Genomic DNA, 16281 nt, shown 5'->3' with positions numbered 1-16281 from the left:
GCCGTGTCGTGCTCAGACGGGCTCGCGGCCGGGCGGCCCCGGCCCCGGGTCGTCCCGGCTGATCAGCAGCAGCAGGGCGTCGTCGCCGAGTACGCCACCCGTGTGCGCGAGCAGGTCCGCGTACAGCCGCCCCACCGCCGCCTCCAGCTCGGCCGGCGAGCGGGCCGCGCCCTGCACCAGCGGCCCCGCCCGCTCCGCGAGCGGGTAGAAGTCCCCCGAGCCGTCGCGCCGGGCCTCAACCACGCCGTCGGTGCAGAGCACCAGCACGTCGCCCTGCCCGAACGGCAGGTCCCAGCTGTCCGGCTCGCCGGGGACGAGCCGGCCCAGGCCCAGCGGCACCCACGGGTCGGGGTGCTCCAGCACCCGCACCGTCCCGTCCGCCATCACCTGCACCGGCGGGACATGGCCGAAGTGCAGCAACTCGACGGCCCCGGGTCTTCGGAACTCGGCGAACAGGGCGGTGGTGAACTCGCCGTCCGGCACATGGCGCTCCACGCTCGCCTCGATCCGGGCCGCGACGCCGCGCAGCCGGGCCTCGTCGTACGCGGCCTCCCGGAAGGCGCCCAGCACCACGGCCGCGGTCTGCACCGCGCCCAGGCCCTTGCCGCGGACGTCGCCGACCAGCACCCGGGTGCCGTGCGGGGTCTCCAGCACGGAGTACAGGTCGCCGCCGATCCGGGCGTCGTCGGCGGCGGAGGCGTACCGCACGGCCAGCCGCAGCGGGCCGACGGTCGGCCCGGGCAGCCGCAGCAGGGCGCGCTGGGCCGCCTCGGCGACCGAGCTGACGGCGGCGTACGCGGCGGCCCGGCGCATCCTGATCCGGGCCACCCAGGCGCTGAACAGGGTCAGCACCAGGTAACTGACCATGGCTCCGAACAGGAAGCGCTCGTCGTTGACGTTGTCGACCTGGTCGTAGTGGCTCAGGCCGAACACGGTCAGCAGCCCCAGGGAGCAGACCAGCAGCAGCTCCCGGGGCTTGAGGGTGAGGGCCGCGATCGACGGGACGACCGTCATCAGCGGCGCCAGGTAGCGGTCCTTGCCGGAGAGGAAGTCGGCGAGCGCGACCATCAGCATCGCCAGCAGGGCCGGCGCCGCGCGCTTGTACCAGGGGATGTCCAGGAGGTCGACGGCCAGCAGCGCGCTGCGCCGTCGGGCCGGCGGGAGCACGGCGGCCGTCAGGTCCGCGGTCGACCGAGCTCGACGGATCCGGAACACATATCCGAACATATCGGACGATCACCGCCTCCGCTCCGCGCCCGCCCCGCCGCTCCGCCCGACGGCGGCACCCACCGCCGGCCGCGGCCCGCACCCGACCCGGCACCAGCCCCGGCGAGTGGGACACGCCGGGCGGGGCACGGCAGGGCGGCAATTCGGACGGAGCGCGTCCGTACGCATACTCTCTGCAATCGAGTCGCTCTCCCGATGCGACCCACGACACAGGAATCCCCCTCTTCCGGAATACCCGGTGGGGGTATGGTGTTGTGAGCAGACAGCAGCACGGGCAGCCGCCCGTGGCAGCCACCCCCCGGAGGTCCCGATGTCCAGCACCATCACCTACACCGTCACCGGCATGAGCTGCGGCCACTGCGAGAAGTCGGTCAGCTCCGAGGTCTCCGCCCTCCCCGGCGTGACGGAGGTGGCCGCCGACGCCAAGGCCGGCACCGTGACGGTCCACTCGGCGGCCCCGCTGGAGGACAGCCAGGTGCGCGCCGCCGTCGACGAGGCCGGCTACGAGCTCGTCGGCCGCTCGGCCTGAGGCCCCCCGGTACGGCGGGGGCCGGACACCCGCCCCCGCCGTACGCTCTCCGAGACGGAGGAGACGACATGAGCACCACCACCCCGGGGACCCCGCGCACCGGCCCCACCGCCCCGGCGGCCGCGGGCGAGCGCGTCGAACTGTCGATCGGCGGGATGACCTGCGCCTCCTGCGCGGCCCGGATCGAGAAGAAGCTCAACCGGATGGACGGCGTCGAGGCCGTCGTGAACTTCGCGACCGAACGGGCCCGGATCGACTTCGGGCCCGGCGTGAGCGTGGCCGACCTGGTCGCCACCGTGGAGCGGACGGGCTACACGGCCGAGCTGCCCGCCCCGCCGCCGGCCGCCGGAACGGCCCCCGACGGCGCCGCCGCCCCGGACCCGGAGCGGACCGCCGCCCGCGACCGGCTGCTGATCAGCACCGTGCTCACCGTCCCGGTCGTCCTGCTCTCGATGGTCCCCGCCCTGCAGTTCGACAACTGGCAGTGGCTGGCCCTCGCCCTGACCGGCCCCGTCGTCGTGTACGGCGGGCTGCCGTTCCACCGAGCGGCCTGGACCAACCTGCGGCACGGCGCCGCCACCATGGACACCCTGGTCTCGCTCGGCACCCTGGCCGCCTTCGGCTGGTCGCTCTGGGCGCTGTTCCTCGGCCACGCCGGGATGACCGGCATGAAGCACGAGTTCTCCCTCGCGGTGGCCCGCGGCGACGCCGCCTCCTCCCTCTACCTGGAGACCGCCGCCGCCGTCACCGTGCTGATCCTGCTCGGCCGCTGGCTGGAGGCCCGGTCCAAGCGCCGCGCCGGCGCCGCCCTGCACGCCCTGCTGGACCTGGGCGCCAAGGAGGTCGCGGTGCTGGAGGGCGGCCGCGAGGTGCGGATGCCGGTGGCCCGGCTGACGGTCGGCACCCGGTTCGTGGTCCGGCCCGGCGAGAAGATCGCCACCGACGGCGTGGTGGTCGAGGGCGCCTCCGCGGTGGACGCCTCGATGCTCACCGGGGAGTCCGTGCCGGTCGAGGTCGCGGTCGGCGACCCGGTCACCGGCGCCACCGTCAACGCCGGCGGCCGCCTGGTGGTCGAGGCCACCCGGGTCGGCGCCGACACCCAGCTGGCCCGGATGGCCAGGCTGGTCGAGGAGGCGCAGAACGGCAAGGCCGCCGCCCAGCGCCTGGCCGACCGGATCTCGGCGGTCTTCGTGCCCGTCGTCATCCTGATCGCGCTCGGCACCCTGGTCGGCTGGCTGCTGGTCAGCAACAGCCCCACCGAGGCCTTCACCGCGGCCGTGGCCGTCCTGATCATCGCCTGCCCCTGCGCCCTGGGACTGGCCACGCCCACCGCCCTGATGGTCGGCACCGGCCGGGGCGCCCAGCTGGGCATCCTGATCAAGGGCCCCGAGGTGCTGGAGACCACCCGCCGGGTGGACACCGTGGTGCTCGACAAGACCGGCACCGTGACCACCGGCCGGATGGCCCTCGTCGCCGTCCACACCGTTCCCGGCGTCCCGGTGGACGAGGCCCTGCGGCTGGCCGGCGCGCTGGAGCACGCCTCCGAGCACCCGGTGGCGGCAGCCGTCGCCGCGGCCGCCGCCGAACGGGTGGGCGCCCTGCCGCCCGTCGAGGGATTCGAGAACGTGCCCGGGCTGGGCGTCCGGGGCGTGGTCGAGGGCCGTGCGGTGCTGGTCGGCCGCGAGGCGCTGCTGGCGGACGCCGCCCAGCAGCTGCCGCCGGTGCTGGCCGAGGCCAAGGCGGCGGCCGAGGCGGCCGGCCGGACGGCGGTCGCGGTCGGCTGGGACGGCGAGGCCAGGGCGGTGCTGGAGATCGCCGACACGGTGAAGCCCACCAGCGCCCGGGCGATCGCCGAGCTGCGCGCGCTGGGCCTGCGCCCGGTGCTGCTGACCGGGGACAACCGGGCGGTGGCACTGGCCGTGGCGGCCGAGGTCGGCATCGACCCGGCGGACGTGGTCGCCGAGGTGCTCCCGGAGGACAAGGTCGCCACCGTCCGCACCCTGCAGGCCGAGGGCCGCTCGGTGGCGATGATCGGGGACGGCGTCAACGACGCTGCCGCACTGGCCCAGGCCGACCTGGGCCTGGCGATGGGCACCGGCACCGACGCCGCGATCGAGGCCGCCGACCTGACCCTGGTCCGGGGCGACCTGCGCTCCGCCGGGGACGCGATCCGGCTCTCCCGCCGGACGCTGGCCACCATCAAGGGCAACCTGTTCTGGGCCTTCGCCTACAACGTGGCGGCGATCCCGCTGGCCGCCGCCGGACTGCTGAACCCGGTGGTGGCGGGCGCCGCGATGGCCTTCTCCTCGGCCTTCGTGGTCACCAACAGCCTGCGACTGCGGCGCTTCAGGGCCGCCTGAGCGGCGGCGCGCCGCGGGCCCGTGTCCGACCCGGGCACGGGCCCGCGGCGCGCTCAGCGCCCGAGCAGTTCCCCGCCGTTGCAGTGCAGGATCTCGCCGGTGATGAAGCCGGCCTCGGGCGAGGCGAGGAAGTAGACCGCCGCCGCCACCTCGCCGGTCTCGCCGATCCGGCCGAGCAGGGTGCGCGAGGCCCGGCGGGAGACCTCGGCCTCGTCCAGCCGGGGCCCGAAGAACTCGGTGCCGGCCACCGTCCCCGGCGCGACGATGTTGGCGGTGATCCCGGACGGTCCGAGCTGGGCGGCGAGGAAGTTGTTCCAGGCGTGCAGCGAGGCCTTGGCGGCGCCGTACGAGCCGGCCCCGCGCAGCGCCGCGATCGAGCTGACCGTGACGACCCGGCCGGAGCCCTGGGTGAGCCGGTCCCGGACGGACTCGGTGAGCAGCACCACCGTCAGCACGTTGCGCTCGAAGTCGCCGCGCCAGCGGGCCAGCAGCGCGTGCGGCCCGGCGCCGATCACGGTCTCGCGACTGCCCGCGTTGTTGACCAGGACGTCGATCTGGGCCGGCAGCCCGCCGAGGGCGTGCTCGACCGCGTCCGGGTCGGCGAGGTCGCAGACCAGCGGGGTGACCCGGGGGCCGAGGTCGGTGGCGGCCTTCTCCAGCACGTCGCGCCGTCGTCCGACGATCATGACCTGTTCGCCCGCCTCGGCGAATCTCCGCGCGACCTCGTACCCGATGCCCGTGCCACCCCCGGTGACGACGACGTTCCTGGCCATCTGCGCACTCCCTCCCCGGCCCGGCCACCCCGCTGCCGATGTGCGGGCGGTCCGTACCGGAATGCCACGATTCCTATCACGCTGGGTCGCCGTGACTGCGGGGAGGGTGACGTCGGCCGTGGTGGATGATGTGGTATGAGCCCGCGGTCGGGCACACACGGAGCGTGGCGAGAGACAGCTCACACCCCCCGGGCGTAACTTTGAGCGCCCTGATACGTCTTAGCTTTGTAGTGCGGCAGTTTTTCGGCGCGCGGCGACAGGGCGGACATCCGCCATGCCCCCGCACGGCCGGGGCTGTCGCCGGCGGGGCTCCGGCGGGCCCCGGGACGGCCGTCGACTGCTCGGCGGTCTTCGCGCACGACGCCGGGGTGCGGCGGGTCAGGGGCGCTTTGAGCGGCCGCCCCTGGCCACGGCCGCCCCCGGACGTCGTGCGCCGTACCCAGCACCGGACGACGCGAGGGCCCGGCCGCACCACTCGGGAAGAGCGGTGCGACCGGGCCCTTTGCCACCACCCGCGGGCGGGTCAGCGAGCGTCGAGACCGACGTAGTCGCGGATCGCGGTGCCGGTGTAGATCTGACGCGGACGGCCGATGCGGCTCGTCGGGTCGTTGATCATCTCGTGCCAGTGGGCGATCCAGCCGGGCAGCCGGCCGAGCGCGAACAGCACGGTGAACATGCTGGTCGGGAAGCCCATGGCGCGGTAGATCAGGCCGGTGTAGAAGTCCACGTTCGGGTAGAGCTTGCGCGAGACGAAGAAGTCGTCGTTGAGCGCGTGCTCCTCCAGCTTGAGGGCGATCTCCAGCAGCTCGTCGGACTTGCCGAGCTGGGCGAGCACCTCGTGGGCCAGGATCTTGACCTGCGCGGCGCGCGGGTCGAAGGCCTTGTACACGCGGTGACCGAAGCCCATGAGCTTCACGCCGTCCTCGCGGTTCTTCACCTTGCGGATGAAGGAGTCGACGTCGCCGCCGTCCTTCTGGATCTGCTCCAGCATCTCCAGGACGGCCTGGTTGGCGCCGCCGTGCAGCGGACCCCAGAGCGCCGAGATGCCGGCCGAGATCGAGGCGAACTGGTTCGCGTGGCTGGAGCCCACCAGGCGCACGGTGGAGGTCGAGCAGTTCTGCTCGTGGTCCGCGTGCAGGATCAGCAGCTTGTCCAGCGCGTTGACCACGACCGGGTTGAGCTCGTAGTCCTCGGCGGGGACGGCGAACGTCATCCGCAGGAAGTTCTCGACGTAGCCGAGGTCGTTGCGCGGGTAGACGAACGGCTGGCCGACCGACTTCTTGTAGGCGTAGGCCGCGATGGTCGGCAGCTTCGCCAGCAGGCGGACGGTCGACAGGTGGCGCTGGCCCGCGTCGAACGGGTTGTGGCTGTCCTGGTAGAACGTCGACAGGGCGCCGACCACCGAGGAGAGCATCGCCATCGGGTGCGCGTCCCGGGGGAACCCCTGGTAGAAGCGCTTGACGTCCTCGTGCAGCAGGGTGTGCTGGGTGATCTCGTTGCTGAAGATCGCCAGCTGGTCGGCGTTCGGCAGCTCGCCGTTGATCAGGAGGTACGCGGTCTCGATGAAGCTGCCCTTCTCGGCCAGCTGCTCGATCGGGTAGCCGCGGTAGCGCAGGATGCCGTTGTCGCCGTCCACGAAGGTGATCGCGGACTTGTAGGCGGCGGTGTTGCCGAAGCCGTTGTCCAGGGTCACCAGGCCGGTCTGCGGGAGCAGCTTCGAGATGTCGAAGCCGGCGTTGCCCGCAGTACTCGCGACGACGGGGTACTCGTACTCGCCGCCCTGGTACCGCAGTACTACAGCGTCTGGACTGTTCTCGCTCACGCTCTTCCTCACCGACGAAATGAATCCTCATCCAAGGTGCCCTGACTGTCTCTACCATCCCCCATCTGGCGGACAGTTGCGCACCCGGGGTGGCCCGAAAGGGCCGTCCCCTACAAAACCCGTCGCCGCAGCCGGTATGAACCGGACAAGATCGGCACCACACTAGGCTCTGCCCTAAATCTCTTCACGTCAAGAGAACTCTAGAGGCAAGGGTCCCGTTGGAGAATCATCCAGTGGCCAGCCGGTGGTCCAGTGCGGAGTGCCTGCGACCTGCGCTGACCGTCCGGACGGCCTGTCCGATCGCCTTCCGTGACCCCACCAGTACAACGAGTTGTTTTGCCCTGGTCACCGCCGTGTAGAGCAGATTTCGCTGGAGCATCGTCCAGGCCGAGGTGGTGACCGGAATCACCACCGCCGGGTACTCGCTGCCCTGCGAACGGTGGATCGTCACCGCGTACGCGTGCGCCAGTTCGTCCAGCTCGTCGAAGTCGTACCCGATCTCCTCGTCCTCGTCCGTCAGCACGGTCAGCCGCTGGTCGTCCACCGCGATGGAGGTCACCACCCCGACCGTGCCGTTGAAGACGCCGTTCTGCCCCTTCTCGTAGTTGTTCCGGATCTGGGTGACCTTGTCCCCCACCCGGAACGTGCGGCCACCGAGACGGCGCTCGGGCAGCCCCTCGCGCCCCGGCGTGACCGCCGCCTGGAGGAGCGTGTTCAGGTTGCCCGCGCCGGCCGGCCCCCGGTGCATCGGCGCCAGCACCTGGACGTCCCGGCGCGGGTCCAGCCCGAACTTCTGCGGGATCCGGCGCGCCACCACGTCGACCGTCAGCCCCGCCGCCTTCTCGGCGTCGTCCTCCACGAACAGGAAGAAGTCCGCCAGCCCCTCCGTGCGCGGTGGCAGGCCCTCGTTGATCCGGTGCGCGTTGGTCACCACCCCGGACTCCTGCGCCTGCCGGAAGATCCTGGTCAGCCGCACCGACGGCACCGGGCTCCCGGCGGCCAGCATGTCCCGCAGCACCTCGCCGGCGCCCACCGACGGCAGCTGGTCCACATCCCCCACGAACAGCAGGTGGGCACCCGGCGCCACCGCCTTGACCAGCTTGTTCGCCAGGATCAGATCCAGCATCGAGGCCTCGTCCACCACCACCAGGTCGGCCTCCAACGGCCGGTCCCGGTCGTACGCCGCGTCACCCCCCGGGCGCAGCTCCAGCAACCGGTGCACGGTGGACGCCTCCACCCCCGTCAGCTCGGACAGCCGCTTGGCCGCCCGGCCGGTCGGCGCCGCCAGCACCACCTTCGCCCGCTTCGCCAGGGCCAGCGTCACGATCGACTTCACCGTGAAGGACTTCCCGCAGCCCGGCCCCCCGGTCAGCACCGCGACCTTCTCGGTCAGCGCCAGGCGGACCGACTGCTCCTGCTCCGGTGCCAGCTCCGCCCCCGTCCGCTTCGCCAGCCAGCCCAGCGCCGCCGCCCAGTCCACGTCGGCGAACCCCGGCATCCGGTCGGAATCCGCCCGCAGCAACCGCAGCAACTGGTTCGACAGCGAGATCTCCGCCCGGTGGAACGGCACCAGGTAGACCGCCGTCACCGGCTGCCCGCCCTCCCCCGGCACCGCCTCCCTGACCACCCCCTCCTCGGCGACCAGCTCGGCCAGACAGTCGATCACCAGCCCCACGTCGACCTGCAGCAGCTTCACCCCGTCGGCGATCAACCGCTCCTCCGGCAGGTAGCAGTGCCCCTGGTCGCTGCTCTGCGAGAGCGCGTACTGCAGGCCCGCCTTCACCCGCTCCGGACTGTCGTGCGGGATGCCCACCGCCTGGGCGATCCGGTCCGCCGTCAGGAAGCCGATGCCCCACACGTCCGAGGCCAGCCGGTACGGCTCGTTCTTCACCACCCCGATCGAGGCGTCCCCGTACTTCTTGAAGATCCGCACCGCCAGCGAGGTCGAGACCCCCACCCCCTGCAGGAAGACCATCACCTCCTTGATGGCCTTCTGCTCCTCCCAGGCCTCGGCGATCTTCTTCGTCCGCTTCGGCCCCAGCCCCGGCACCTCGATCAACCGCGCCGGAGCGTTCTCGATCACCTCCAGGGTGTCCACCCCGAAGGCCTCCACGATCCGCTCCGCGAACCGCGGCCCGATCCCCTTGATCAGCCCCGACCCCAGATAGCGCTGGATGCCCTGGACGGTGGCCGGCAGCACCGTGGTGTAGTTCTCCACCACGAACTGCTTCCCGTACTGCGGATGCGAGGCCCACCGCCCGTGCAGCCGCAGGGACTCCCCCGGCTGCGCCCCCAGCAGCGCGCCCACCACCGTCAGCAGGTCGTTCCCGCCCCGGCCGGTGTCCACCCGGGCGACCGTGTAGCCGGTCTCCTCGTTGGCGTACGTGATCCGCTCCAGCACCCCCTCCACCTGGGCGAGCTGGCGCGGCACCGCGGGCTGCTGCTGCGTGGCCACGGGACCCCCTTGCCGATTCGGGTGACCATCCGCCACGCACCGTACCGCCCGGCTCCGACAGCCCGGACATTCAGCGACGACCGCACCCGCCCCGGCACCGGTGGCCGAGGCGCCCGGCGGTACCCGCACTGCGGGCTCCCGGCACCGGTGGAAGGCTGGGGAGCGCAGGGGGGAACCCATCCGTCCCCGTCCCCGGCGGGCCCGCGCAAGGAGCAGTCCCGACCATGCTCACCACCGACTACGTGCCCGGCTCCCCCAACTGGCTCGACCTCGGCAGCCCCGACACCGCGGCCTCCGCCGCCTTCTACGGCGCCCTGCTCGGCTGGACCTTCGCCTCGGCCGGCCCCGCCGCCGGCGGCTACGGCTTCTTCCAGCAGGACGGCCGGACGGTCGCCGCGCTGGGCCCGCTCACCGAGGAGGGCGCCACCTCCGCCTGGACGATCTACTTCAGGACCACCGACGCCGACCGCACCACCGCCGCGGTGGAACGGGCCGGCGGCAAGGTCCGCTTCGCGCCCTTCGACGTGTTCACCAACGGACGGATGGCCGGCTACACCGACCCGACCGGCGCCGACTTCGCCGTCTGGCAGCCGCGGGACACCGTCGGCCTGGACGCCGTCACCGACCCGGGGACGCTGTGCTGGACGGAGTGCTACAGCACGGACGCCGAAGCGGGGAAGGCCTTCTACCGGGCCGTGTTCGACTGGCAGGAGCAGGACGTGCCGTTCGGCGACGTGACCTACACCGTGCTCACCCCGGCCGGCGGCGGCACCGACGACGGGCAGGGCGGCATCATGCAGCTCGGCCCGGAGCAGACCGCCGCCGGCACCACCTCGCACTGGCTGCCCTACTTCGAGGTCCTCGACCCGGACGCCTGCACCGTCACCGCCGAGCGGCTCGGCGCGACCGTCCGGATCCCGCCCACGGACTTCCACGGCGTGGGCCGGCTCGCGCAGATCGTCGACCCGCACGGCGCGGTGCTCGCCGTCATCAGGAGCGCACAGCCCGGACAGTGAGGCCCTGTCACCCGCCCGAAAGAGCGCCGCCGGGCACGGACGGTCCGGAAGGCGCCCTGCGCGGCGGGACGGCGTGCGGGGGCGGCGGGCGCTGTTCTGGTCCGGCGACGGGCCGAGCCGTCCGTCACCACCCCCTGCCGGCCCTTGTCGGCCCATCAGCGGGCGGGGCGGGGGCTCGCCTACCCTGAGGCAATGAACGATCTCCAGATCCGCCGTGCCACCGCCGACGACCTGCCAGCCATCGTGGCCATGCTGGCGGACGACCCGCTGGGCAGCACCCGGGAGTCGCCCGAGGACCTGACGCCCTACCGCTCGGCGTTCCGCCGGATCGAGGACGACCCGCAACAGCACCTGGTGGTCGCCGTACGGGACGGCCGGACGGTCGGCACCCTTCAACTGACGCTGATCCCCGGACTCTCCCGGAAGGGCTCGACCCGGGCCGTCGTCGAGGCCGTCCGGGTGCACGCGGACGAGCGGGGCGGCGGGCTGGGCAGCCGGCTCATCGAGTGGGCCGTCGACACCTCCCGCGCACTGGGGGCCAACCTGGTCCAGCTCACTTCGGACGCCGGCCGCACGGACGCGCACCGCTTCTACGAGCGCCTCGGATTCACCGGCTCGCACCTCGGATTCAAGCTCCAGCTCTGATCCGGTGTCGGATCCGAACCCCTGGTCCGACTCCGGTCCGGAAACGCAGAAAAGCCCTGCCGGTTACCCGGCAGGGCTTCTCCACAATGATTGTTCGGCGGCGTCCTACTCTCCCACAGGGTCCCCCCTGCAGTACCATCGGCGCTGTAAGGCTTAGCTTCCGGGTTCGGAATGTAACCGGGCGTTTCCCTCACGCTATGACCACCGAAACACTATGAAACTGTCACCGCACCGCACCATCCCGTGGCCCGGGACATACGGGGTCGTTGTTTCAGAACAACACAGTGGACGCGAGCAACTGAGGACAAGCCCTCGGCCTATTAGTACCGGTCAGCTCCACCCCTTACAGGGCTTCCACATCCGGCCTATCAACCCAGTCGTCTACTGGGAGCCTTACCCTCTCAAGGAGGTGGGAATACTCATCTCGAAGCAGGCTTCCCGCTTAGATGCTTTCAGCGGTTATCCCTCCCGAACGTAGCCAACCAGCCATGCCCTTGGCAGGACAACTGGCACACCAGAGGTTCGTCCGTCCCGGTCCTCTCGTACTAGGGACAGCCCTTCTCAATATTCCTACGCGCACAGCGGATAGGGACCGAACTGTCTCACGACGTTCTAAACCCAGCTCGCGTACCGCTTTAATGGGCGAACAGCCCAACCCTTGGGACCTACTCCAGCCCCAGGATGCGACGAGCCGACATCGAGGTGCCAAACCATCCCGTCGATATGGACTCTTGGGGAAGATCAGCCTGTTATCCCCGGGGTACCTTTTATCCGTTGAGCGACGGCGCTTCCACAAGCCACCGCCGGATCACTAGTCCCTGCTTTCGCACCTGCTCGACCCGTCGGTCTCACAGTCAAGCTCCCTTGTGCACTTACACTCAACACCTGATTGCCAACCAGGCTGAGGGAACCTTTGGGCGCCTCCGTTACTCTTTAGGAGGCAACCGCCCCAGTTAAACTACCCACCAGACACTGTCCCTGATCCGGATCACGGACCCAGGTTAGACATCCAGCACGACCAGAGTGGTATTTCAACGTCGACTCCACAACCACTGGCGTGGCTGCTTCAAAGTCTCCCACCTATCCTACACAAGCCGAACCGAACACCAATATCAAGCTATAGTAAAGGTCCCGGGGTCTTTCCGTCCTGCTGCGCGAAACGAGCATCTTTACTCGTAATGCAATTTCACCGGGCCTATGGTTGAGACAGTCGAGAAGTCGTTACGCCATTCGTGCAGGTCGGAACTTACCCGACAAGGAATTTCGCTACCTTAGGATGGTTATAGTTACCACCGCCGTTTACTGGCGCTTAAGTTCTCAGCTTCGCCGAGACGAATCTCGACTAACCGGTCCCCTTAACGTTCCAGCACCGGGCAGGCGTCAGTCCGTATACATCGCCTTACGGCTTCGCACGGACCTGTGTTTTTAGTAAACAGTCGCTTCTCGCTGGTCTCTGCGGCCGGCCCCAGCTCACGGAGTAAATCCGATCACCAGTTCCGGCCCCCCTTCTCCCGAAGTTACGGGGGCATTTTGCCGAGTTCCTTAACCATAGTTCACCCGAACGCCTCGGTATTCTCTACCTGACCACCTGAGTCGGTTTGGGGTACGGGCCGCCATGAAACTCGCTAGAGGCTTTTCTCGACAGCATAGGATCATCCACTTCACCACAATCGGCTCGGCATCAGGTCTCAGCCTCAATGAGTGACGGATTTGCCTATCACTCGGCCTACACCCTTACCCCGGGACAACCACCGCCCGGGCTGGACTACCTTCCTGCGTCACCCCATCGCTCACCTACTACCCTGTTGGGTCAGCGGCTCCACCACGTCCCATTGTCCGAAGACTCCGGGCCGGCTTCGCGGCTTTAGCATTCAGAGGTTCGACGTTGGCGCTTCAAAGCGGGTACGGGAATATCAACCCGTTGTCCATCGACTACGCCTGTCGGCCTCGCCTTAGGTCCCGACTTACCCTGGGCAGATCAGCTTGACCCAGGAACCCTTGGTCAATCGGCGCAAGAGTTTCTCACTCTTGTATCGCTACTCATGCCTGCATTCTCACTCGTGTCCCGTCCACAACTGGATTCCTCCGCTGCTTCACCCGGAACACGACGCTCCCCTACCCATCACAGCAGGCGTTGGCCCTGTTGCTGCAATGACACGACTTCGGTGGTGTGCTTGAGCCCCGCTACATTGTCGGCGCGGAATCACTTGACCAGTGAGCTATTACGCACTCTTTCAAGGGTGGCTGCTTCTAAGCCAACCTCCTGGTTGTCTCTGCGACTCCACATCCTTTCCCACTTAGCACACGCTTAGGGACCTTAGTCGGTGTTCTGGGCTGTTTCCCTCTCGACCATGGAGCTTATCCCCCACAGTCTCACTGCCACGCTCTCACTTACCGGCATTCGGAGTTTGGCTAAGGTCAGTAACCCGGTGAGGCCCATCGCCTATCCAGTGCTCTACCTCCGGCAAGAAACACGTGACGCTGCACCTAAATGCATTTCGGGGAGAACCAGCTATCACGGAGTTTGATTGGCCTTTCACCCCTAACCACAGGTCATCCCCCAGGTTTTCAACCCTGGTGGGTTCGGTCCTCCACGAAGTCTTACCTCCGCTTCAACCTGCCCATGGCTAGATCACTCCGCTTCGGGTCTTGGGCATGCAACTGAAACGCCCTATTCGGACTCGCTTTCGCTACGGCTACCCCACACGGGTTAACCTCGCTACACACCGCAAACTCGCAGGCTCATTCTTCAAAAGGCACGCAGTCACGAGACACACAGCAAGCTGCATGTCCGACGCTCCCACGGCTTGTAGGCACACGGTTTCAGGTACTATTTCACTCCGCTCCCGCGGTACTTTTCACCATTCCCTCACGGTACTATCCGCTATCGGTCACCAGGGAATATTTAGGCTTAGCGGGTGGTCCCGCCAGATTCACACGGAATTTCTCGGGCTCCGTGCTACTTGGGAGAAGCTCAAGTGAGCCGCTGATATTTCGTCTACGGGGGTCTTACCCTCTACGCCGGACCTTTCGCATGTCCTTCGACTACACCAACGGTTTCTGACTCACCCAGCCGCCGGCAGACGACTGAAGAACTTTCCCACGACCCCTCATACGCAACCCCTGCCGGGTATCACACGTATCAGGTTTAGCCTCATCCGGTTTCGCTCGCCACTACTCCCGGAATCACGGTTGTTTTCTCTTCCTGCGGGTACTGAGATGTTTCACTTCCCCGCGTTCCCTCCACATACCCTATGTGTTCAGGTATGGGTGACAGCCCATGACGACTGCCGGGTTTCCCCATTCGGAAACCCCCGGATCAAAGCCTGGTTGACGGCTCCCCGGGGACTATCGTGGCCTCCCACGTCCTTCATCGGTTCCTGGTGCCAAGGCATCCACCGTGCGCCCTTAAAAACTTGGCCACAGATGCTCGCGTCCACTGTGCAGTTCTCAAACAACGACCAGTCACCCACCATCAAACCCCCGAAACGAGGATCATCAAGTAGGACCGGCACTGAAGCAACGACCATACGGCCGTTCCCTCAGGACCCAACAACGTGCCCGACACGACCCAACCCCATCAGATGCTTTCCACGCGCCGAAGCGCAGTACTTACGGTCGATGAGACCGAACCGTGCCGAATAGTCAACGTTCCACCCATGAGCAACCAACTTGAGGCATTCGCTCAAGTCTGGCCATGTGCTCCTTAGAAAGGAGGTGATCCAGCCGCACCTTCCGGTACGGCTACCTTGTTACGACTTCGTCCCAATCGCTGGTCCCACCTTCGACGGCTCCTCCCCTTACGGGTTAGGCCACCGGCTTCGGGTGTTACCGACTTTCGTGACGTGACGGGCGGTGTGTACAAGGCCCGGGAACGTATTCACCGCAGCATGCTGATCTGCGATTACTAGCAACTCCAACTTCATGGGGTCGAGTTGCAGACCCCAATCCGAACTGAGGCCGGCTTTTTGGGATTCGCTCCGCCTCGCGGCATCGCAGCCCTTTGTACCGACCATTGTAGCACGTGTGCAGCCCAAGACATAAGGGGCATGATGATTTGACGTCGTCCCCACCTTCCTCCGAGTTGACCCCGGCAGTCTCCTGTGAGTCCCCATCACCCCGAAAGGCATGCTGGCAACACAGAACAAGGGTTGCGCTCGTTGCGGGACTTAACCCAACATCTCACGACACGAGCTGACGACAACCATGCACCACCTGTATACCGACCACAAGGGGGCGACCATCTCTGGCCGTTTCCGGTATATGTCAAGCCTTGGTAAGGTTCTTCGCGTTGCGTCGAATTAAGCCACATGCTCCGCTGCTTGTGCGGGCCCCCGTCAATTCCTTTGAGTTTTAGCCTTGCGGCCGTACTCCCCAGGCGGGGAACTTAATGCGTTAGCTGCGGCACCGACGACGTGGAATGTCGCCAACACCTAGTTCCCAACGTTTACGGCGTGGACTACCAGGGTATCTAATCCTGTTCGCTCCCCACGCTTTCGCTCCTCAGCGTCAGTAATGGCCCAGAGATCCGCCTTCGCCACCGGTGTTCCTCCTGATATCTGCGCATTTCACCGCTACACCAGGAATTCCGATCTCCCCTACCACACTCTAGCCTGCCCGTATCGAATGCAGACCCGGGGTTAAGCCCCGGGCTTTCACATCCGACGCGACAGGCCGCCTACGAGCTCTTTACGCCCAATAATTCCGGACAACGCTCGCACCCTACGTATTACCGCGGCTGCTGGCACGTAGTTAGCCGGTGCTTCTTCTGCAGGTACCGTCACTTGCGCTTCTTCCCTGCTGAAAGAGGTTTACAACCCGAAGGCCGTCATCCCTCACGCGGCGTCGCTGCATCAGGCTTTCGCCCATTGTGCAATATTCCCCACTGCTGCCTCCCGTAGGAGTCTGGGCCGTGTCTCAGTCCCAGTGTGGCCGGTCGCCCTCTCAGGCCGGCTACCCGTCGTCGCCTTGGTAGGCCATTACCCCACCAACAAGCTGATAGGCCGCGGGCTCATCCTGCACCGCCGGAGCTTTACACCAACCCCCATGCGGAGGAAGGTCATATCCGGTATTAGACCCCGTTTCCAGGGCTTGTCCCAGAGTGCAGGGCAGATTGCCCACGTGTTACTCACCCGTTCGCCACTGATCCACCCCGAAGGGCTTCACCGTTCGACTTGCATGTGTTAAGCACGCCGCCAGCGTTCGTCCTGAGCCAGGATCAAACTCTCCGTGAATGTCTGCTCGTAATCGAGCGGCCACTCGCGTTGAGCGGCACGGCAACCACCGGAATAGGGCGGCCCCGCGCACTGCGTCCTCGCTAGTGTTTTGTTACTAAAGGAATCTCCAACCCCGATCAAAGATCGAGGCCGGGGATGTCAACATATCTGGCGTTGACTTTTGGCACGCTGTTGAGTTCTCAAGGAACGGACACTTCCTTCGAGCCACTCTCGTGAA

At 67.6% G+C, this 16281-nt stretch carries 8 protein-coding genes and 3 rRNA genes; 4 read left to right on the top strand and 7 right to left on the bottom strand.

The annotated features are described in order from the left end of the window. Positions 1-12: 12 nt before the first annotated feature. The gene (locus J2S46_RS27675; protein WP_229913100.1) at positions 13-1215 is read right to left on the bottom strand and encodes a PP2C family protein-serine/threonine phosphatase; all 1203 of its coding nucleotides are present in this window, start codon (positions 1213-1215) and stop codon (positions 13-15) included. Positions 1216-1537: 322 nt separating this feature from the next. Here J2S46_RS27675 and J2S46_RS27670 point away from each other — a divergent pair, with 322 nt between their 5' ends. Beyond that, positions 1538-1756, top strand: coding sequence for a heavy-metal-associated domain-containing protein (locus tag J2S46_RS27670; protein ID WP_191292452.1), 219 nt, complete (start codon positions 1538-1540; stop codon positions 1754-1756). A 68-nt stretch (positions 1757-1824) separates the two neighbouring features. Next, a complete protein-coding gene (locus J2S46_RS27665; RefSeq protein WP_191292451.1) occupies positions 1825-4116 on the top strand; it encodes a heavy metal translocating P-type ATPase in 2292 nt (763 codons plus the stop codon). 53 nt (positions 4117-4169) lie between these two features. Here the strand turns inward: J2S46_RS27665 and J2S46_RS27660 are convergent, their stop codons facing one another. The 3 genes from J2S46_RS27660 to recD2 form a co-directional block, all read right to left on the bottom strand. After that, positions 4170-4889 (bottom strand): SDR family NAD(P)-dependent oxidoreductase, encoded by a 720-nt coding sequence (locus tag J2S46_RS27660; RefSeq protein WP_191292450.1) that lies wholly within the window; start codon positions 4887-4889, stop codon positions 4170-4172. A gap of 523 nt (positions 4890-5412) precedes the next feature. Then, complete coding sequence (locus J2S46_RS27655) at positions 5413-6723, bottom strand: citrate synthase (protein WP_370882252.1); 1311 nt, start codon at positions 6721-6723, stop codon at positions 5413-5415. A gap of 214 nt (positions 6724-6937) precedes the next feature. After that, positions 6938-9166: an SF1B family DNA helicase RecD2 gene (recD2, locus tag J2S46_RS27650; RefSeq protein ID WP_191292449.1), complete on the bottom strand. Its 2229-nt coding sequence runs from the start codon at positions 9164-9166 to the stop codon at positions 6938-6940. Between the two features lie 224 nt (positions 9167-9390). Here recD2 and J2S46_RS27645 point away from each other — a divergent pair, with 224 nt between their 5' ends. Together J2S46_RS27645 and J2S46_RS27640 are read left to right on the top strand one after the other, a co-directional pair. Further along, positions 9391-10182 (top strand): VOC family protein, encoded by a 792-nt coding sequence (locus tag J2S46_RS27645; protein WP_191292448.1) that lies wholly within the window; start codon positions 9391-9393, stop codon positions 10180-10182. Between the two features lie 192 nt (positions 10183-10374). After that, positions 10375-10827 carry a GNAT family N-acetyltransferase gene (locus tag J2S46_RS27640; RefSeq protein ID WP_191292447.1) on the top strand — a complete coding sequence of 151 codons (453 nt, stop codon included), beginning with the start codon at positions 10375-10377 and terminating at the stop codon, positions 10825-10827. A gap of 92 nt (positions 10828-10919) precedes the next feature. On the opposite strand, the gene rrf is transcribed toward J2S46_RS27640, so the two are convergent. The 3 genes from rrf to J2S46_RS27625 form a co-directional block, all read right to left on the bottom strand. After that, positions 10920-11036, bottom strand: a 5S ribosomal RNA gene (gene rrf / locus J2S46_RS27635). 91 nt (positions 11037-11127) lie between these two features. Further along, positions 11128-14249: ribosomal RNA gene (locus tag J2S46_RS27630) — 23S ribosomal RNA — on the bottom strand. A gap of 288 nt (positions 14250-14537) precedes the next feature. Continuing rightward, positions 14538-16061 (bottom strand): 16S ribosomal RNA (locus tag J2S46_RS27625). The 16S, 23S and 5S rRNA genes sit together here, the layout of an rRNA operon. Positions 16062-16281: the final 220 nt, after the last annotated feature.

The organism is Kitasatospora herbaricolor (assembly GCF_030813695.1).
Taxonomy (GTDB): domain Bacteria; phylum Actinomycetota; class Actinomycetes; order Streptomycetales; family Streptomycetaceae; genus Kitasatospora; species Kitasatospora herbaricolor.
This window is presented reverse-complemented; position numbering and strand designations above follow the sequence as displayed.